This is a genomic window from Variovorax sp. P4_B10, from assembly GCF_056402375.1.
Window position 1 is genome coordinate 1 of sequence record NZ_JBFUHN010000020.1, and the last position, 19,333, is coordinate 19,333.

Consider the following 19,333-nt stretch of genomic DNA (forward strand, 5'->3'; position numbering starts at 1 on the left):
CGGGCCACGGACTCTCCATCGCGGACTGAAACGCGCTGCGCCTCGCGCCGAAGGAGCGCGACCGGACGATTCGCAGCTGGCATTTCGGTTTTCTACCAGGCTATCGCGTGACCCGCGATGCGTGAAACTGGCACGAAAGCGTTTGGGGCGCTGTTGTTCAGGGCGCGTGCACAGGACACCGGGTACTCCCCTCCGCGAATGTCCCCCGCTTCGCTCCTCCTTTATTTCGCTGCGGAGAGCACCCGGTGCCCTGTGCACGATGGACGCAGCGCTTGTGCGAGCCGATCAACGGCCGCTCTGAGCGATCACGCCGATGGTGTGCTCTGCGCAGCGAAATAAAGGAGGAGCGAAGCGGGGGACATTCGCGGAGGGGAGTACCCGGTGTCCTGTGCACGCGCCCTGAACAACAGCGCCCCAAACGCTTTCGTGCCAGTTTCACGCATCGCGGGTCACGCGATAGCCTGGTAGAAAACCGAAATGCCAGCTGCGAATCGTCCGGTCGCGCTCCTTCGGCGCGAGGCGCAGCGCGTTTCAGTCCGCGATGGAGAGTCCGTGGCCCGTTGCCTGTTGCCGCCGACGACATCATGTTTCTTCAGGTAGCGGATAAGACGCCAGCAGCTCGTGCCGGAACGGGCGCGTGAAGTGCGAGCGCACGAGCTTGAACTCCTGCGCCTTCCAGCGAATAGGGGGCAGGCATGGCGGGCGTGCGGCGCACTCGGTGTCTCGGGCAATCGTGACGTGCGGCGTCCATCCACGGACGCGGGAAACAAAGCCGGCCCGCAACAGGGCGCGTTGGAGATGGTCATGAAGCGCGCGCAGTCCTTCATGCTCGGCCGGTTGAACCACCGAAACACCGTTGGGCCAGGTGCATGAGCGGTTGAGGGTGAGTTCCAGCGGTGGCATGGCCACCTCGGCCAACGCGGCGCGCAGGCGCTGTTCGGCCGCTTCGTCCAGGTCATTGAGGTACTGGAGCGTCAGGTGCAGGCGTTCTTCGGGCGGGAACGTGCAGTTCCTCGGCCACCACCAGTCGTTGCAGTGCGCCTTGATCTCCGCCTGCACCCGCCGGCCGGGAAAGAGACCGATGAGAAGTTGCCGCCGGACCATGGATTCGTTCAGGATGCCGACGGCCACCAGTGCTCGGCCGTCGTCCGGATGACGCGTGCCGCCTGAACGCGGATGTCGTCCTTCTCGCTGCTGTCGCCATGGTCGTGGTCGCGGGCGACGCGAAAGGGCCAGGTCGAAAGCCGGCCTGCACGTTGACGCGGCTGCATCGGGTGCAGCCGGGAGAAAAATAGGACCTGCGCCGAGGGCGCGGGCGGATTGGCGGTGGTCATGAAGTCGCCTCGAATGTTGTTCTTGGAGACGACGTATTCTAGAGAAAATACTGTATTTATGTACAGTATATTTGCAGCCTATCGAGGGTCGCCAAGCAGGGCTTCGAGATCGATCGCCGCGGCCATCGCCTTGTAGCCGGCGTCGCCCGGATGCAGGTGATCGCCGGAATCCATCGACGCCTTCATGCGGATCGGGCGGGCCGGGTCGCGCAGCAGTGCGTCGAAGTCGACCACCGCGTCGAACGCGCCGCCCTCGCGGATCCAGCGGTTCACAGCCTGCCGCACCTTGTCCTTCTCCGGCGAGTGGTGGCCTTCGAGGCCCGTGCCTTCCAGCCCGCGTTCATTGGGCGGGATCGTGCCGGCCACGATGCGCACGTTGTGGGCATGGGCCATCTCGATCAGCTGGCGGAACCCCTGGATCAGTTCCTCCGCGCGCATCGCCGGCTCCTGCGGTGCGAACGGGCCGCCGGGCCAGCCGATGTCGTTGGTGCCCAGCAGCACGACCACGGTGCGAATGCCCGGCTGCGCGAACACGTCGCGGCCCGCGCGCTCCAGCGCGGCGCGGCCCATGCCGTCCTTCATCAGGCGGCCGCCGGAGATGCCCGCGTTCAGTACGCCGACGCCGCGCCCGGCCAGGCGCTCGGCCAGCGCATCGGGCCAGCGGGTGTTGGCGCCGGGCGTGGCGCCGTTGCCGTCGGTCAGCGAGTCGCCCAGCGCGACGACGGTGGCCGGCGGCTTCGGCGTTTCCACGATCAGGCCGCTGACGTAGACGCGGGTGCTCCATGGCGACGCCGCAGGCGGCATCCTGGCGGCGCCGGTCAGGTCGCCGTTGACCACGTACGCAATTTCGCGGGCATCGAAATGAAAGCCCGCGGGCTGGCTGGGTTTCGGCAGGTAGAGCGACACGGCGACTTCGCTGAGCGCAGCCAGCGGCAACTCCACCGGGTCGCTGACCAGCCGTGCGCCGGGCGGCACGGTGACCTCGGCTTGTCCGCCGAAACGAAGCGCCCGGTCGGTGCCTTCGACGATCGCCGAGCCTTCTGCATGGCGCGCCACACGCGCCGCGCCGATGTAAAGCGGCGTCGTGCCGCCTTCATTGCTGATCACCACGCGCAGCCTGGCGCCGCCGATGCTCAGGCGCGCCACCTGGCGAATCGTCTGCCGGTTGAGCTGGAAGGGCAGGCCGCTCGGCAGCACGAAGTCGCCGCCCCAGGTGGGCTGGGTGCTGGCCATCCAGCTGGGGCTCCAGTACGCCGGTGCGCGCGGTGCGGCCGTTTCCGCGGTCGATGCGGCGGCGATGCCCGCCAGGGTCAGCGCCACGGCGCCGTGCTTGAGGATCGATCCGAGGGCCGATGCATTCATGTGCGTATCCTTGAAAGTGAAGCGATGCCTCGACTTTCATGCATGCAAGTGCGGATGGGTAGATGGCAGAATTGCATCCAATACATTCCATATTCGAATACATCGTGGACACCTTGCGCGCCCTCTCGGCTTTCGTGCACAGCGTCGAGCTGGGCAGCCTCTCGGGCGCGGCCCGCGCGCTGGACACCACCCAACCCACGATCAGCAAGCTGGTCGCGGGCCTGGAGCGCTCGCTGGGCGTGCGCCTGCTGCGGCGCGCCGCCACCGGCCTGAGCCTGACCGAGGAAGGGCAGCGTTTTCACGAGCGCGCCCGCCGCGTGCTGGAGGACTACGGCGACGCCGTGGCCGGCGCGCGCGAGCAGGTCCAGCAGCCGCGGGGCCTGCTGCGCATGAGCGCGCCGGTCACCATGGGCCAGCGGCATCTCAACGCGTTGGCGGTGGAGTTCCTGCGGCTGTACCCGGACATCGAACTCGAACTGGTGCTGGACGACCGCTTCGTCGATCCGCGGGAGGAGCGCATCGACGTCTCGCTGCGCGTGGGCGGATCGCTGCCGCCGGACCTGGTCGCGCGCCACCTCGGCACATGGCCGCGCGTGCTCGTCGCGTCACCGGCCTACGTGGCCTCGCGCGGCAAGCCGCGCAAGCCGCAGGATCTTCTGGCCCACGACTACCTGCGCTATGCCGCGGGCGACGAAGGCGTTCTGCTGCAGGGGCCGGACGGCGCAGCGACCGTGCCGGTGCGCAGCCGCTACCGCGTGAACAACGCGGTGGCCCTGCTGGACAGCGTGCTCGGGGGCGCCGGCATTTCGCTCCAACCCACATGGATGGTGGCAGACCTGCTGGCCGAGGGCCGCCTGGTGCGCGTGCTCGGCCGCCACACCGGACCGGCGCAGGAGGTACACCTGCTGTACGCCCCGCGCCGCCACCAGCCGCTGCGGGTGCGCGTGCTGGTGGACTTCCTGGCAGAGCGCGTGGCGCAGCTGCCGGGAGCGGCCCGCTCGCCGGCTCGGTCGGGCGGCCAGCGCAGGTAGGTGCTGTGCAGCAGGCGCGGGGTTATTCCACCCGGACTTCGAAATACGCTTCGTCGGCCTCGCCGAGCGCGCGGAAGCCGGCCGTCTTGGCCGCTTCGTAGGCCTTGGCCCAACTGGCAGCGAGTGCGATCTCGTCCTTGGTGAGTTCGTCGGCACTCGACTCGCTGGCGTTCTCGAAGGCCTTCAGAGCCTGTTCGACGCGGTCGCCCAGCAGCTTGTCGAGTTCGCGCCGGAAGCGGGACTCCGCGGTGGCGATGACATCGGGTGGGGCGTCGGGGAAGTCGACCAGGTTCACGGTGTAGCTCATGGCCGGATGCTACGTGATGGCTGTGACCCGCGATGGGCGCGAGTGCGGGATTCCACCAAGGTTTTGCAGCCGCCGGTGCGGCGCATACTGGCGCCAAAGCCGCATGCCGGCCCCTTCGGGGTCCAGAGCGACTGTCAGGAGGCACGCATTGCAGCGAACCGACATTGCCAACCCGGCCTATTTCCACAAGGTCGTCGATTGCCAGTACGCCTGTCCGGCGCACACCCCCGTCCCTGAATACATCCGCATGATCGCGCAGCGCCGCTACAGCGACGCCTACATGATCAACTGGGTTTCCAACGTCTTTCCCGGCATCCTGGGGCGCACCTGCGACCGGCCTTGCGAGCCGGCCTGCCGGCGGGGGCGGGTGGAGGAAAGCAACGCCAAGGATCCTGAGCCTGTGGCGATCTGCCGGCTCAAGCGCGTGGCGGCCGACATGAAGGACGACGTGCGTGCACGCATGCCGAAGCTGGCGCCGAAGAACGGCAAGCGTGTCGCCTGCATCGGCGCGGGGCCGGCCTCGCTCACCGTGGCGCGCGACCTGGCGCCGCTGGGCTACGAGGTGACGGTGTTCGACGGCGAGGCCAAGGCCGGCGGTTTCATCCGCACGCAGATACCGCGCTTTCGCCTGCCGGAGTCGGTGATCGACGAGGAGACGGGCTACATCCTGGACCTGGGCGTCGAATTCCGCGGCGGCGAGCGCATCGGCTCGATGAAGGCGTTGATGGCCGAGGGATGGGACGCGGTCTTCGTCGGCTGCGGCGCGCCGCGCGGGCGCGACCTCGATGCGCCCGGCCGCCAGGAAGCCGCAGCCAGCATCCACATCGGCATCGACTGGCTCAATTCCGTCTCCTTCGGTCACGTCGGCAGCATCGGCCAGCGGGTGATCGTGCTGGGCGGCGGCAACACGGCGATGGACTGCTGCCGGTCGGCCCGCCGCCTGGGCGGCACCGACGTGAAGGTCATCGTGCGCAGCGGCTTCGAGGAAATGAAGGCCTCGCCCTGGGAAAAGGAGGACGCCCAGCATGAAGGCATTCCGATCATCGACTTCCATGTGCCCAAGGCCTTCGTGCACGAGGAGGGCAGGCTGCTGGGCATGCGTTTCGAAATCGTCCGTGCCGCGTACGACGAGCATGGCGGCCGCACGCTGGTGCCCACGGGCGAGCCGGACGCCTACTTCGAATGCGATGAAGTGCTGGTTGCGGTGGGCCAGGAGAACGCCTTCCCGTGGATCGAGCGCGATTGCGGCATCGCCTTCGACAAGTGGGGCCTGCCGACGCTGGACAAGGACACCTTCCAGTCGACGGTGCCCAACGTGTTCTTCGGCGGCGATGCGGCCTTCGGCCCCAAGAACATCATCACGGCCGTGGCCCACGGCCACGAGGCTGCGGTGTCGATCGACAAGCTGCTGCGTGCCGAACCGGTCTACGTTCGCCCGGCGCCCATGACCAACCTGGTGTCGCAGAAGATGGGCATCCACGAGTGGAGCTACGATAACGACACCTCCAACGACCTGCGCTACAAGGTGCCGTGGGCCAAGGCCGAGATGGCGCTGGCCAGCATCCGGGTGGAGGTGGAGCTGGGCTTCGACGCCGCCACCGCCTTCAAGGAGGCCGAGCGCTGCCTGAACTGCGACGTGCAGACCGTGTTCACCGAGGCCGCCTGCATCGAATGCGATGCCTGCGTGGACATCTGCCCAATGGACTGCATCAACTTCACCGCCAACGGCGAGGAAGCTGAACTGCGCACCCGGCTCAAGGCGCCGGCGCTCAACCTGGCGCAGGACCTGTACGTGTCCGGCGGGCTCAAGACGGGCCGCGTGATGGTCAAGGACGAGGACGTCTGCCTGCACTGCGGCCTGTGCGCCGAGCGCTGTCCCACGGGGGCCTGGGACATGCAGAAGTTCCTGCTGAAGATGACGCCGGCGGGGCAGGGGCATGCGCAGGAGGTGGCCGCATGAGCGCCGTACGGCCGCCCGAAGGCGCGAAGGCCCCCTCGGGGGGCAGCGAAGCACACGAAGTGGCAAGCGTGGTGGGGGTCATTCCGCAGATCGAGGCGGTCAACGACTTCGTCATCAAGTTCGCCAACGTCAACGGCTCGGGTTCGGCCTCGGCCAACGAGCTGTTCGCCAAGGCCATCCTGCGCATGGGCGTGCCGGTGAGTCCGCGCAACATCTTCCCGAGCAACATCCAGGGCCTGCCGACCTGGTACGAGGTGCGCGTGACCGAGCGGGGCCACCTGGGGCGGCGCGGCGGCACCGACATGATGGTGGCGATGAACCCGCAGACCTGGGACGCCGACGTGGCCGAGCTGGAGCCCGGCGGCTATCTCTTCTACGACAGCACGCGGCCGCTGCCGCCCTCGAAATTCCGCGACGACATCCGCATCATCGGCATGCCGCTGACCGAGATCTGCAACGCGGTCTATCACGACCCGCGGCAGCGCCAGCTCTTCAAGAACATCGTCTACGTGGGCGCGCTGGCGATCCTGCTGGGCATCGAGCCCGAGGTGGTCGAGAAGCTGTTCGGCGAGCAGTACAAGGGCAAGGAGAAGCTGCTGGCTTCCAACGTGCAGGCGCTGCACCTGGGCTGCGACTTCGCGCGCGAGAACCTGCGCGAGCCCGTGGGGCTGCGGGTGCGGCGCGCCGATGGCGTGGGCGACCGGATCTTCGTCGACGGCAACAGCGCCGCAGCGTTGGGCTGCGTGTACGGCGGCGCCACGGTGGCCGCCTGGTATCCGATCACGCCTTCGTCCTCGGTGGCCGAGGCCTTCCAGAAGTACTGCGCGAAGTTCCGTGTCGACCCGGCCACCGGCCAGAACCGCTTCGCCATCGTGCAGGCAGAGGACGAGCTGGCCTCCATCGGCATGGTGGTCGGGGCAGGGTGGAACGGCGCACGCGCCTTCACGGCAACCTCGGGGCCGGGCATTTCGCTGATGGCCGAGTTCATCGGCCTGGCCTACTTTGCCGAGATTCCCGTCACGCTCATCAACGTGCAGCGCGGCGGCCCTTCCACCGGCATGCCAACGCGCACCCAGCAGGCCGACATCCTGTGTTGCGCCTACGCCTCGCACGGGGACACCAAGCACGTGCTCCTGTTTCCCGAGGACCCGCACGAGTGCTTCGAGCACGCGGCGGCGGCGCTGGACCTGGCCGACCGGCTGCAGACGCCGGTGTTCCTCATGACGGACCTGGACATCGGCATGAACCAGCGCCTGTGCGAGCCCTTTGCATGGGACGACAGCAAGGCCTACGACCGCGGCAAGGTCATGAGCGCCGAAGAGCTCGAGGCGGGCCGCGACTTCGGCCGCTACAAGGACGTGGACGGCGACGGCATCCCCTGGCGCACGCTGCCGGGCACGCACCCGACCAAGGGCAGCTACTTCACCCGCGGCACGACGCGCGATGCCTACGCCCGGTATTCGGAGCGCGGGCCGGACTACATCTACAACATGGAGCGGCTGCTGAAGAAGTTCGCGACCGCGGCCACGCTGGTGCCGCAGCCCGTGCTCCGGCCGGCCGCCGAGAAGACCGACCTGGGCGTGATCTATTTCGGCTCGACCAGCCCGTCGATGCACGAGGCGCTGGAAACCCTGCAGGAACGCGGCATCCACCTGGACGCGCTGCGGCTGCGCGCCTTTCCCTTCCCGGACAGCGTGGTGCAGTTCCTGGCGCAGCACGCGCAGGTGTTCGTGGTCGAGCAGAACCGCGACGCCCAGATGCGCAGCCTGCTGGTCAACGAGCTGGACATCGATCCCGCCCGGCTGGTCCGGGTGCTGCACTTCGACGGCACACCCATCACGGCGCGCTTCATCGTGCAGGCCATCGGCACGCACCTGCAGACGCAGGCATCCGGCGCCGCCGATACGAAGGAACCTGCATGACCTACCTCGCCAAGCCCCGGCTGCACCACCCGACGCTGGCCACCAACAAGGTCGGCTACACGCGGCGCGACTACGAGGGCAAGATCTCCACGCTGTGCGCCGGCTGCGGGCACGACTCGATCTCCGCCGCCATCATCGAGGCCTGCTGGGAGCTGGACATCGAACCCCATCGGGTGGCCAAGCTCTCGGGCATCGGCTGCAGTTCCAAGACGCCGGATTATTTCCTGGGCGCGTCGCACGGCTTCAACACGGTGCACGGCCGCATGCCCAGCGTGCTGACCGGCGCCAACCTGGCCAACCGCGACCTGCTGTACCTGGGCGTTTCGGGGGACGGGGATTCGGCTTCCATCGGCCTGGGCCAGTTTGCCCACGCCATGCGGCGCGGCGTGCGGATGGCGTACATCGTGGAAAACAACGGGGTCTACGGCCTGACCAAGGGCCAGTTTTCGGCCACCGCCGACCAGGGGTCCAAGAGCAAGAAGGGCGTCGTCAACACCGACAACCCGGTGGACCTTGTGGCCATGGCGCTGCAGTTGGGCGCCAGCTACGTGGGACGCGGCTTTTCGGGTAACAAGGCGCAACTTGTGCCACTGATCAAGGGCGCGATCAGCCACGGCGGGGCCGCCTTCATCGATGTGGTCAGCCCCTGCGTCGCGTTCAACAACCACCCCGGCAGCACCAAGAGCTACGACTACGTCCGCGAGCACAACGAGGCGGTGAGCCGCATCGACTTCATCAGCGGGCGGGAGGAAATCACCGTCGACATGGTGCCGGGCGAGGTGATGGACGTGCGCCAGCACGACGGCACGCTGCTGCGGCTGCGCAGCCTGCACCCCGACTACAACCCCGGCGACCGCTACGCCGCCATGGCCTACATGCAGCGGCACCACGAGATGGGGGAGGTGGTGACCGGCCTGCTCTACGTCGATCCGCTGGCCACCGACCTGCATACGGCGCTCAATACCAGCGACCGGCCGCTCAACGCGCTGGGGCCGGCCGAGCTCTGCCCCGGCGCCCGGGCGCTGGAACGGCTCAACGCCTCCTTGCGCTAAGCGAGCGGCGGCGGCACCATTGGCGCTAATTTCCGGAGGGCGCACCATGGCCGAGCGCACCGTTTTCCAGTCCATCTCGCGCAAGCATGTGACCAGCCTTGGCCCGCAGGCCAGCGCGCGCGATGCCGCATGCGTGATGACGCGCGCCAACTGCGGCAGCGTGCTCGTCATGGAGCTGCCGGACACCCTGCTGGGCATCCTGACCGAGCGCGACCTGATGACCCGGGTGCTGGCCCGGGGACTCGACCCCGATCGCACGGCGGTGCACGAGGTCATGACGCCCAACCCGATCTGCGTACCGTCGGAGACGCTGGTGTCCGATGCCGTCGTGCTGATGCTCGAGAGGGGATTCCGCCATCTGCCGCTGATGTCGGGGACGAAGATCCTGGGGGTGTTCTCGATGCGCGATGCACTGCCGCGGGAGATCGGCACGGCCCTCAGCCAGGCCGAATTCAACGAGCAGGTGAACGACGTTCTGGGCTGAGGAGCCGTCGACGCGGCCCTCAGGCCTGCTTGCGCATCGCGAAGCAGGCGCCCGCCACCAGGATGAAGGCCCCGATGATCACCTTCTGCCATGTGCTGGGCACGCCCGCCAGGATCAGCACGTTGTTGATCAGCGTGACCAGCACCACGCCGAGCAGCGTGCCGCCCACGGTGCCGCTGCCGCCCGTGATGCGCGCGCCGCCGAGGATCACGGCGGCGATCACGTCCAGCTCGTTGCCCACCAGGTCGAACGGATTGGCCAGCCGCGTGCTCGACACATGCACGATGCCCGCCAAGCCCGACAGGAAGCCCGCGTACGCGAACACGAAGACGTGAACGGTGCGCAGGTTGTAGCCCAGCCGCTCCGCAATCGCCAGGCTGCCGCCGATGGCGTACACGGCGCGGCCGATGAGCGTGCGATTCAGCAGCCACCAGGTCAGCAGCGCCGCGCCGGCCAGCACCAGCACGGTGGCCGGCAGCACCGCATGCAGACCCTGCGGCGTGTCGAAGCGCCAGAGCGCGAGCTTGCCGAAGGCGTCCATCGGCAGCGGCACGTTCATGAAGAACACCGTGCCGACGAAGGTCAGCAGGATGCCGCGGTACAGGTACTGCGTGCCGATGGTCACGATCAGCGAAGGCGCCTTGAGCCAGTGCACCAGCAGGCCGTTGAGCACGCCGAGCAGGGCACCGCTCACCGCACCCGCCACCAGTAGCAGCGCGATCGGCGCTTCCGGAAAGTGGTTCAGCACGAGCTTGGTGATGCTGTACATCGTGAGCGCGGCAATCGCCGCGAACGACACGTCGATGCCGCCCGCGGCCAGCACGATCAGCACGCCGAGCGCGAACAGGCCCAGCACCGTGCAGGCACGCACGATGTCGAACAGCACCGGCAACTGGAAGAAGCTCGGGTTGATCGCGCCCACCACCAGGCTCACCAGCACGATCAGCGCCAGTGTGAAGGCCGAGGGGCGCTGTGCGAGCCAGTGGCGCCAGGACGTGCGGGCCCGGGGCTCGGGGGCTGCGGGCACGGCGGTGGCGTGCGCTTGCATGGTGGAAGCCGTCATGAGAATGCGGGGGAGGGAGTGTCTGAAACCAGCGCACGGTACAGCTCGCTTTCGGCCAGCCCCTGCGCGTCGAAGTCGTGGGCGATGCGGCCCTTGCGCATCAGCAGGATGCGGTCGCAGTTCTGCAGCAGTTCCTGCAGGTCGTCGCTGACCAGGATCACGCCCAGCCCCTGCTCGGCCAGCCGCTGCACGATGCGGTAGATGGTGTCTTTCGAGCCGACGTCCACGCCCACGGTCGGGCCGTGCAGGATCAGCACTCGCGGATCGATGGCGAGCCAGCGGCCGATGAGCACGCGCTGCTGGTTGCCGCCCGAGAGCGACTGCACGGGGCGGTCCACGTCGGGCGTGGCGATCTGCAGGTCGGCCACGGTGCGTTCGGCCAGCGCCTGGCACTGGCGTGCATCGAGCGCGCCGAAGCGACCGCGCAGGCGGCTGAGCACGGCCGTGACGATGTTGTCGCGGATCGGCTTGTCGAGAAAGAGGCCTTCGCTGAGCCGGTCTTCGGGCACGTAGCCGATGCCCTGGCGGATGCCGTCGGCCGGTGTCTTCAGCGTGATGGCTTTCGATGCGAGCGAGATGCGGCCGCGGTCCGCGGCCTGCACGCCCGCGAGCGCCATCGCCAGTTCGTTGCGCCCCGAGTCCAGGAGCCCGGTGATGCCCAGGATCTCGCCCTTGTGCAGCGTGAAGCCCACGTCGCTGAACTGCGCGCCTCGGCCCAGCGCCTCGACCTTCAGCAGCACGTCGCCGTCGTGCGAGCGGTGGCGATAGCGCGCGCCGTCAAGCTGCTTGCCGGTCATCCAGTGCGCGAGCTCGGCCTTGGTGAAGTCCTTGATCGAGCCCTGCGCGACCTTGGTGCCGTCGCGGAACACGATGGCCTGGCCGCCCATGGCCATGCACTCGTCGAGCTTGTGGCTCACGAACAGCACCGCCACGCCCTGCGCGCGCAGCGCCTCGACCACGTGCACGAGGTTGTCCACCTCCTTCTGCGTGAGCGAGGTGGTGGGCTCGTCCATGATGACCATGCGCGCGCGCGTGGCCACGGCGCGCGCGATCGCCACCAGCTGGCGCGTGGCGATCGGCAGCTCGTCGACGCGGCGCGCGAGGAACGCGGCGTCTGTCGGCAGCTTCACCGTCTCCAATGCGCGCACGGCCGTGGCCGCCACCGCCTTGCGGTCGAAACGCCGTGCCAGCTTGCCGCTGGTGCTCACCAGCTGCTCGCTGAGCGCGACGTTCTCGGCCACGCTCATGTTCGGCAGCAGGGACAGGTCCTGGTAGACCGTCTCGATGCCGAGCGTGAGCGCCTGAAGCGGCGACAACGCATCGTGCGGCCTGCCGTCGATCACGATGCGGCCCTGGCTCGGCGGCTGCGCGCCCGAGATGATCTTGATCAGCGTGCTCTTGCCGCAGCCGTTCTCGCCGAGCAGGTGGTAGATCTCGCCGGCCTCGATCGTCAGGTCGATGCCGCGCAGTGCATGCACGCCCGCGAAGCGCTTGTGCACGTCCTGCACTTCGAGAAAGACGCGGCGCCCCGCCGGCGCGGCTGGGGCATGCGTGGAAGGCGCTGCTGCAAGGGTCATGGTTCGCAGGCTCAGAAAGCGTACTTCTTGTAGTTCTGCTTGTCGACCTCGACCCAGGCCTGGCCGGTGACGATGACGCCGGCGCCCGGTCCCTTCTTGACCGAGACCTTGTTGTAGCCCGGCACGCCCATGTCGGCGCCATCGGCGATGGTCTTGCCGTCGATCAGCATCTTGGCCGCCTTGTTCATGACGAGGCCGGCATCCTTCGGATCCCAGAAGGCGATGCCGCCGACCGCGCCCGACTCGAGGAACTTGGCCGCCTCGCTGGGCAGGCCCGTGCCGAACACGCAGACCTTGCCCTGCAGGCCCGCTTCTTCCACGGCGCGGCCGATGCCCAGCACGTCGAGCGACGACGAGCCCTGGAAGCCCTTCAGGTCGGGGTGCTTGCGCAGCATCTCCTTGGCCTTGCCGTAGGCCTTCTCGGCATCGTTGAGCGATTCGTTCTTGGCATCGACCAGCTGCATCTTGGGGTACTTCTTCGCGTTCGAGGCGCCGCCGTCGGCCCACTGCACCTGCGACTGGCTGCCGAGCGAGCCGACGAGCGAGGTCCACTTGCCCTGCTGGCCCATGCAGGCCGAGAGGCGCTCGTTGATGCGCGCGCCGTAGGCCGTGTTGTCGAAGGCCTCGATGTCGACCATGGTGTTCTTCTGGTTGTCGGCCTCGTGCGTCACGACCTTGATGCCGCGCTCCATCGCACGCTTGAGCACCGGCTCCAGCGTGGGCGGATCCATCGAGACCACGGCGATGGCGTCGACCTTCTTGGCCACCAGGTCTTCCACCAGGCGCTGCTGCTGCGCGGCGTCCGACTGGGCCGGGCCGATCTGGCGCGTGGACACGCCTGGCGTGTTCGCGCCGAATTCCTTCACGCCCACTTCCATGCGGTTGAACCAGCTGATGCCCGTGATCTTGACCACGGTGACGATGTCTTGCGGCTTGCCCTGTGCGTGCAGCGCCGAGGCGAAAGCCACGGTGGTCAGCGCGAGTACGGTGCAGGCGATCTTTGTTTTCTTCAGCATTGTGTTGTCTCCTAGCCCTCGGGGTTTCTTTGCGTCGCGCCAGGAGGGAGCTGGTGCGGCGGTGCGCTGGTGCGCGAAGTGGAAAGAAAGACGCGCAGGTCCTGCAGGCCGAAGCGCCCGTAGGCCAGGAAGAACAGCAGCAGCAGGCCCCAGGCGCAGTCGCGGAAGAAGTTGGAAATGCCCAGCAGGTTGAAGGTGCTCGACAGCAGCTGCAGCGCCACCGCCGAGAAGAACAGGCACACCATGCGCCCGTAGCCGCCCTGCGGCCGGACGCCCGCCATCACCGTGATGAGGATGGCGATCAGCAGGTAGGAGTTGCCGTAGTCCGACTTCACGCTCGCGGTGCGCGCGGCGATGATCACGCCGGCCACGGCCGCGAGCAGCCCGCACAGCGCGTAGGTCGCGATCAGCATGCGGGCCTGCGAGATGCCGGCGTAGCGTGCCGCCTTGGCGTTGGTGCCGAGCAGGAACAGGCGGATGCCGAAGGGGCTCTGCCGCAGCAGCCAGCCGACGGCCAGCAGCATGACGAGGAAGATCACGAATGGAATCGGCACGCCCAGCACCATCTCGTTGCCGATGGCAGAGAGCGCCTCGGCATCGCCCACGCGCAGGCTGGAGCCGCCGGTGAGCACCACTGCCAGGCCGGTGTAGAGCAACTGCGTGCCCAGCGTGCAGAGGATGGGCGTGAGACCGGCGCGCGCGATCAGCATGCCGTTGAGCAGCCCGCCGGCCAGGCCCACCGCGAGTGCGATGGCGGCAAACCAGCCGGTGTAGAGCCACGGCGACACATCGGGCGCGGCCAGCTGCGGCGCGAGCGTGGCGGCCACCACGCCCGCCAGGTTGGCCAGTGCCACGCCCGACAGGTCGATGCCGCCGTTGCCCGAGATCATCGACAGCGCCACGCCCATGGCCAGCAGGCCGAGTTCGGGCAGCTGGCCGCCCATGGACTGGAAGTTGTAGACGTCGAGGAAGTCGCCCTTGGAGAGCACCGTCGCCACCACGAGGATGAGGACGTTGATGCCGACCAGGAAGTTGAGTTCGCGGTCTGAAAACTTGAGCTTCATGGGCTGGGTCCTGTCAGGCGGCGCGGCCCAGCAGCGCATCGACCTCGGCGCGCGTGGGCATCGAGGGCGCCGTGCCGGCACGCGTCACCGAGATGGCCGCAACGGCCGCGCCGAAGCGCGCAGCCTCGCGGGCGGTCGCGCCTTCGGCCAGCGCGGCCGCGAAACCGCCGTTGAAGGCGTCGCCCGCGCCGGCGGTTTCCTTCACCGCACCGGCACGGAACACCGGAATGTGCTCGGAGCCGCTGGCGCTGTGCAGCAGGGCACCTTTGTCGCCGAGCGTGATGAGCGCGCAGCCCACGCCCTTGGCGAGGAAGAAGTCGCCCGCGCGGCGCGCGTCCTCGATGGTTTCGACGGGCATGCCACTGAGGGCCGCGGCTTCATGCTCGTTGGGCGTGATGTAGTCGCACAGCGCGTAGAGCGCGTCGTCGAAGGGCAGGGCGGGCGCGGGGTTGAACACGGTGACCGTGCCGGCTTCGCGCGCAATCTCCAGCCCGCGCCGTGCGGCGGCGGCCGGCTGCTCGAGCTGGGTGACGAACACGCGTGCGCCGCGGATCGCATCGGCTGCCGCATCGACGTCGGCGGCATCGATCAGCGTCGCGGCGCCCGGCACCACGATGATGGCGTTGTCGCCGGTGACTTCATGCACGTAGATGAACGCCGCGCCGGTCGGCTGCGCCGTCACCTGCGGTGCGCGCGGCGTGATGCCTTCGCGCGACCACAGGGCGAGCGCGTCGTTGCCGAAGGCGTCCTGCCCCAGCTTGGAGATGAACGTGACCCCGGCGCCCGCGCGCGCGGCCGCCACGGCCTGGTTCGATCCCTTGCCGCCGGGGCCCATCGCGAAGCCCGAGCCGGCGATGGTCTGGCCCACGCCCGGAAGGCTGGACGCGCGAAACGCGAGGTCGGCAACGAAGATGCCGAGCACGGCCACGCCGTGCTGCCTGGAAGTGACGACGGTCATGGGGTCAGTCCTGCGGCGCGAGCACGCCCTTTTTGAAGATGAAGCAGCCGTAGAAGCGGCGCTCGCCGGTCGCGATCACGCAGTAGGCGCGGCGCGCGGCTTCGTAGAAGGCGAAGCGTTCGATGGCGCCGAGCGGACGCGAGCGACCTTCGGCCGCATCGATCTCGCGCTGCATTTCCTGCTGTACCGGCGGGATCTCGTTCGGCTGGCCCATGATTTCCATGCGGCGTGCCGGATCGTCCACCGCCTCGTCCAGCGGCAGCACCGACAGGATCGCGTGGGCCGCTTCTGTGGTGCCGACGCCGTCGATGCGCAGCAGCCGGCCCAGCGTGGTCTGGCGCGCCACCGAATCGGCCGGAAAGTTGGCGTCGCACAACACCAGTTCGTCGCCATGGCCCATGGCGCGCAAGGCGTACAGCACGTCGGCATTGAGCAGCGGGTGGATGGACTTCAGCATGCGGACTCCTGGCGATGGAACGGTTCGGTTGGCTGCGATCTTAGGGAAAGAAAACGTTTGCGCAAACGTTTGCTATTCGGGGATTTCCCTTGGTTTTCGAAGCTTTGGCGGCCTTGCCGGCGTTCATTCGCCATAGGGAATCCAGATGTTCTTGACCTGCGTGGCATGCCGCAGGAACAGCGGGCCTTCGGCGGCCGCGCCGTCGTGCCAGTCGGTGGCCAGGCCGTGGTCGACCAGCGTGCGCTTGAGGTTGCCAATAGACAGTCGCTCGGCGGTGCGCGACAGCTCCTTCGCGCCGAAGGCCCACAGCGCATCGACGTCGTCGTGCTCGGCCAGCGTCTGCGCAAGGCCGGCGGCGGGGCCGGTCACGAGGTTGAGCACGCCGGCCGGCAGGTCGGAGGTCTCGAGCACCTGGTAGAAGTCGGTCACGATCAGCGGGTGCTTCTCGCTCGGCACGATCACCGTGCGGTTGCCCATGGCGAGCAGCGGCGCGAACAGGCTCACGAAGGACAGCAGCGGCGCCTCGTCGGGGCACACCACGCCGACCACGCCGATGGCCTCGATGGTGGCGAGCGCCACGCCGCGCAGCGGGGGCACATGCACCGTGCCTTCGTACTTGTCGGCCCACGCACCGTAGGCGAAGAGGCGGCTCACGGCGGCGTCGACTTCGGTCTGCGCGGCGCGCGTGGACACGCCGGTCAAACTCGTGAGGCGCGCGGCGAATTCGCCGGCGCGTGCCGAGAGGTTTTCGGCCAGGTAGTAGAGCGCCTGGGCGCGGCGGTGCGGCGTGGCGCTCGACCAGGCCGCGGCGGCGCGCGCGGCGGCCACGGCGTTGCGGATGTCCTTGCGGTTGCCGGTGCCCACCTCGCCGAGCCGCTGGCCGGCGGCGGAGAACACGGGGTGCGAGAGCTCGCCGTCGGGGCGCACCTGCTTGCCACCGATGAACAGCTTGGCCGTGCGGTCGATGGTCGGGGGCCCCGCGGCGACTGGCGCCTTGTCCGTTTCGTTCGCGGCTTCCGCAGTCGCAATTGCCGAACGCGGCTTGCGCTCTGCCCACGCGCGCGGCTTCAGGTATTCGTAGCAGCCTTCGCGCCCGCCTTCGCGGCCGTAGCCCGATTCGCGGTAGCCGCCGAAGCCTACGCCCGCGTCGAACAGGTTGGTCGCGTTGACCCACACCACGCCGGCCTGCAGCTGCGGTGCGATGCCCAGTGCAAGGCCGATGGTCTCGCTCCACACACTGGCCGCGAGCCCGTAGCGCGTATTGTTGGCCAGCGCCACGGCCTCGTCGGGCGTGCGGAAGGTCATGGTCACCAGCACCGGGCCGAAGATCTCTTCGGTCGCCACGGTGGAGGCCGGATGCACGCCCGTCAGCAGCGTGGGCGGAAAGAAGCTGCCGCCCGCGGGCAGCGCGCCCGGTGGCTGGTAGCAGGCCGCGCCTTCGCGCACGCCGGTGGCCACCAGCGAACGCACGCGTTCGAGCTGCGAAGGGTCGATCAGGCTGCCGATGTCGATCGCCTTGTCCAGCGGCAGGCCCACGCGCAGGCTCTGCATGCGGCGCTTGAGGCGTTCGATGAAGTCGGCCGCAATGCCTTCCTGCAGCAGCAGCCGCGAGCCGGCGCAGCACACCTGGCCCTGGTTGAACCAGATGGCATCGACCACGCCTTCCACGGCGGCATCGATGTCGGCATCGTCGAACACGATGAAGGGCGACTTGCCGCCCAGCTCCAGCGTGAGCGACTTGCCCGAACCGGCGGTGGCTTCGCGGATCCGGCGGCCCACGTCGGTCGAGCCGGTGAAGGCGATCTTGTCAACGCCTTCGTGCGCCACCAGCGCCGCGCCCGTGGCGCCGTCGCCGGTCACCACGTTCAGCACGCCGGCGGGCAGGCCGGCCTGCGCCGCCAGTTCGGCGAACAGCAGCGCGCTGAGCGGTGTGAACTCCGCGGGCTTGAGCACCACCGTGTTGCCCAGCGCGAGGGCGGGCGCGATCTTCCAGGCCAGCATCAGCAGCGGAAAGTTCCAGGGAATGATCTGGCCGATCACGCCCAGCGGCACCTGGTCGGCGAACTCGCGCGCCTGCAGCTGGGCCCAGCCGGCGTGGTGATAGAAGTGGCGCGCCACCAGCGGCACGTCGAGGTCGCGGGTCTCGCGGATCGGCTTGCCGTTGTCCAGCGCCTCGACCACCGCGAGCAGGCGCGCATGGCGCTGCACCATGCGCGCCAGGGCATACAGATGCCGTGCACGGCCGTGGCCGCCGAGCGCCAGCCAGCCGGGCTGCGCGGCGCGCGCCGCGGCGACGGCGGCATCCACGTCCTGCGCGGACCCTTGTGCAATGGCGGCGAGCCGTTGGCCGGTGGCCGGTTCGGCCGTGTCGAAATGCGGGCCGGCCGATGCGGCGGTGAAGCGCCCGCCGATGAAATGGCCGAAGCCCTCCGCATGGCGCGCGAGCCATTGGCGGGCGTCGGTGTCGTTCTCTGGCGCGGGGCCGTAGTCCATGGTGTCGAAATAGCGTGCGACGCTGCTGTTGCTGTTGCTGTTGCTGCTGCTCATCGGGTCATCCGATCGGGTGGCGGTGGAAGGCCGAGTAGCGGCCCGTGACGTGGTGTTCCAGCTGGCGCTCGATGTCGGCCAGCAGGGTGGAGGCGCCGATGCGGAACAGCTCGGGCTCGAGCCAGGCGCGGCCCAGCTCTTCCTTCATGAGCACCTGGTAGTCGAGCGCGGTCTTGGCGGTGGAGACACCGCCGGCGGGCTTGTAGCCCACGCGAAAACCCGTGCGGGCTTCGTACGCGCGAATCATGCGCAGCATCACCAGCGTGACCAGCGGCGTGGCGTTCACGCCTTCCTTGCCGGTGGAGGTCTTGATGAAATCGGCGCCGGCCATCATGCAGACCATCGAGGCCTTGGCCACGTTGCGCAGCGTCCTGAGCTCGCCCGTCGCGAGGATGGCCTTGACGTGGGCATCGCCCGCGGCGAGGCGGAAGTCGCGCATCTCGTCGTAGAGCTTGCGCCATTGGCCGGTGAGCACGTGTTCGCGCGTGATGACGATGTCGATCTCGGCCGCGCCGTCGCGCACCGAGGCCTCGATCTCCTTGAGCTTGAGCTCGTGCGGAATCAGCCCGGCCGGAAAACCCGTCGACACGGCCGCCACCGGAATGCCGGAGCCCGCGAGCGCATCGACAGCCGTGGCCACGAAGCGGTGATAGACGCAGACCGCCCCGGTGTGCAGCGCGCGGTCCGCAAAGCCCAGCGCGGCCAGCAGGTCGGGCCGCACGGGGGTCACGGCCTTGGCGCAGAGCCTGCGCACGCGCTCGGCCGTGTCGTCACCATTGAGCGTGGTCAGGTCGATGCAGCTGATGGCCTTGAGCAGCCAGCCGGCCTGCGCATCTTTCTTGACCGAACGGCGGCCGGGCAGCGTGGCCACGCGGCGTTCCGCGGCCGAGAGGTTGACTCGGATGTTGTCGAACCAGGCGGCATCGAAGGGTTGCGCGGTGTTGCGTGCGACGGTGTGCGGCTTGGCGTCGGGCGCCGTCGCGGCGGCGCTGGCGACGGCAGCCGAGGGCGATGCGGCCGCGACGGTCGAAACGGGGCGCGAGCGCACCGCGCCGCTGGCGCGAACGAGGGAGGTGGAATTCATGGAGTGAAGGGCGCCGGGGCGCGCAGGCGCCGCATGTGCGGCAGGCAGGCAAGGGGCATGTCTTTGTCTCCGAACGTTGTGCATGCCGTCGTGCAGGGCCGGCGGCGATTCGGTG

General features: G+C 68.6%; 17 protein-coding genes. 5 read left to right on the forward strand and 12 right to left on the reverse strand.

Annotated elements, in window-relative coordinates:
* Positions 1–582: 582 nt before the first annotated feature.
* The 3 genes from thpR to AC1DXX_RS11825 form a co-directional block, all read right to left on the reverse strand.
* On the reverse strand, positions 583–1,131 hold the full coding sequence (gene thpR / locus AC1DXX_RS11815) for an RNA 2',3'-cyclic phosphodiesterase (RefSeq protein WP_478134379.1): 549 nt from the start codon (positions 1,129–1,131) through the stop codon (positions 583–585).
* Complete coding sequence (locus AC1DXX_RS11820) at positions 1,113–1,334, reverse strand: hypothetical protein (RefSeq protein WP_478134380.1); 222 nt, start codon at positions 1,332–1,334, stop codon at positions 1,113–1,115. Before AC1DXX_RS11820 ends, thpR begins: the two co-directional genes overlap by 19 nt.
* A 78-nt stretch (positions 1,335–1,412) precedes the next feature.
* Positions 1,413–2,696 (reverse strand): SGNH/GDSL hydrolase family protein, encoded by a 1,284-nt coding sequence (locus tag AC1DXX_RS11825; protein ID WP_478134381.1) that lies wholly within the window; start codon positions 2,694–2,696, stop codon positions 1,413–1,415.
* A gap of 104 nt (positions 2,697–2,800) precedes the next feature.
* Between AC1DXX_RS11825 and AC1DXX_RS11830 the strand changes: the two genes are divergently transcribed.
* Entirely contained in the window at positions 2,801–3,727 is a 927-nt protein-coding gene (locus AC1DXX_RS11830; RefSeq protein ID WP_478134383.1) for a LysR family transcriptional regulator, read from the forward strand.
* 22 nt (positions 3,728–3,749) lie between these two features.
* Here the strand turns inward: AC1DXX_RS11830 and AC1DXX_RS11835 are convergent, their stop codons facing one another.
* Positions 3,750–4,034, reverse strand: a complete 285-nt coding sequence (locus AC1DXX_RS11835; protein WP_478134384.1) for a hypothetical protein — start codon at positions 4,032–4,034, stop codon at positions 3,750–3,752.
* Positions 4,035–4,182: 148 nt separating this feature from the next.
* Between AC1DXX_RS11835 and AC1DXX_RS11840 the strand changes: the two genes are divergently transcribed.
* The 4 genes from AC1DXX_RS11840 (at position 4,183) to AC1DXX_RS11855 (ending at position 9,452) form a co-directional block, all read left to right on the forward strand.
* Complete coding sequence (locus AC1DXX_RS11840) at positions 4,183–5,994, forward strand: FAD-dependent oxidoreductase (RefSeq protein ID WP_478134385.1); 1,812 nt, start codon at positions 4,183–4,185, stop codon at positions 5,992–5,994.
* 80 nt (positions 5,995–6,074) lie between these two features.
* A complete protein-coding gene (locus AC1DXX_RS11845) occupies positions 6,075–7,916 on the forward strand; it encodes a 2-oxoacid:acceptor oxidoreductase subunit alpha (protein WP_478134462.1) in 1,842 nt (613 codons plus the stop codon).
* Entirely contained in the window at positions 7,913–8,968 is a 1,056-nt protein-coding gene (locus AC1DXX_RS11850) for a 2-oxoacid:ferredoxin oxidoreductase subunit beta (RefSeq protein WP_478134386.1), read from the forward strand. The genes AC1DXX_RS11845 and AC1DXX_RS11850 overlap by 4 nt, the downstream gene beginning before the upstream one ends.
* Before the next feature lie 46 nt (positions 8,969–9,014).
* Complete coding sequence (locus AC1DXX_RS11855) at positions 9,015–9,452, forward strand: CBS domain-containing protein (protein ID WP_478134387.1); 438 nt, start codon at positions 9,015–9,017, stop codon at positions 9,450–9,452.
* Positions 9,453–9,471: 19 nt separating this feature from the next.
* Here the strand turns inward: AC1DXX_RS11855 and AC1DXX_RS11860 are convergent, their stop codons facing one another.
* The 8 genes from AC1DXX_RS11860 to deoC form a co-directional block, all read right to left on the reverse strand.
* Positions 9,472–10,515, reverse strand: a complete 1,044-nt coding sequence (locus AC1DXX_RS11860) for an ABC transporter permease (protein ID WP_478134388.1) — start codon at positions 10,513–10,515, stop codon at positions 9,472–9,474.
* Positions 10,512–12,092 (reverse strand): sugar ABC transporter ATP-binding protein, encoded by a 1,581-nt coding sequence (locus AC1DXX_RS11865; protein WP_478134389.1) that lies wholly within the window; start codon positions 12,090–12,092, stop codon positions 10,512–10,514. The genes AC1DXX_RS11860 and AC1DXX_RS11865 overlap by 4 nt, the downstream gene beginning before the upstream one ends.
* Before the next feature lie 11 nt (positions 12,093–12,103).
* Entirely contained in the window at positions 12,104–13,108 is a 1,005-nt protein-coding gene (locus AC1DXX_RS11870) for a substrate-binding domain-containing protein (protein ID WP_478134390.1), read from the reverse strand.
* Positions 13,109–13,119: 11 nt separating this feature from the next.
* Complete coding sequence (locus AC1DXX_RS11875; protein WP_478134391.1) at positions 13,120–14,172, reverse strand: ABC transporter permease; 1,053 nt, start codon at positions 14,170–14,172, stop codon at positions 13,120–13,122.
* A gap of 13 nt (positions 14,173–14,185) precedes the next feature.
* Positions 14,186–15,130, reverse strand: a complete 945-nt coding sequence (gene rbsK, locus AC1DXX_RS11880; RefSeq protein WP_478134392.1) for a ribokinase — start codon at positions 15,128–15,130, stop codon at positions 14,186–14,188.
* Positions 15,131–15,134: 4 nt separating this feature from the next.
* Positions 15,135–15,587, reverse strand: coding sequence for an RbsD/FucU family protein (locus tag AC1DXX_RS11885; protein ID WP_478134393.1), 453 nt, complete (start codon positions 15,585–15,587; stop codon positions 15,135–15,137).
* A 123-nt stretch (positions 15,588–15,710) separates the two neighbouring features.
* Complete coding sequence (locus tag AC1DXX_RS11890; protein WP_478134395.1) at positions 15,711–18,134, reverse strand: aldehyde dehydrogenase family protein; 2,424 nt, start codon at positions 18,132–18,134, stop codon at positions 15,711–15,713.
* Between the two features lie 4 nt (positions 18,135–18,138).
* On the reverse strand, positions 18,139–19,218 hold the full coding sequence (gene deoC, locus AC1DXX_RS11895; RefSeq protein ID WP_478134396.1) for a deoxyribose-phosphate aldolase: 1,080 nt from the start codon (positions 19,216–19,218) through the stop codon (positions 18,139–18,141).
* Positions 19,219–19,333: the final 115 nt, after the last annotated feature.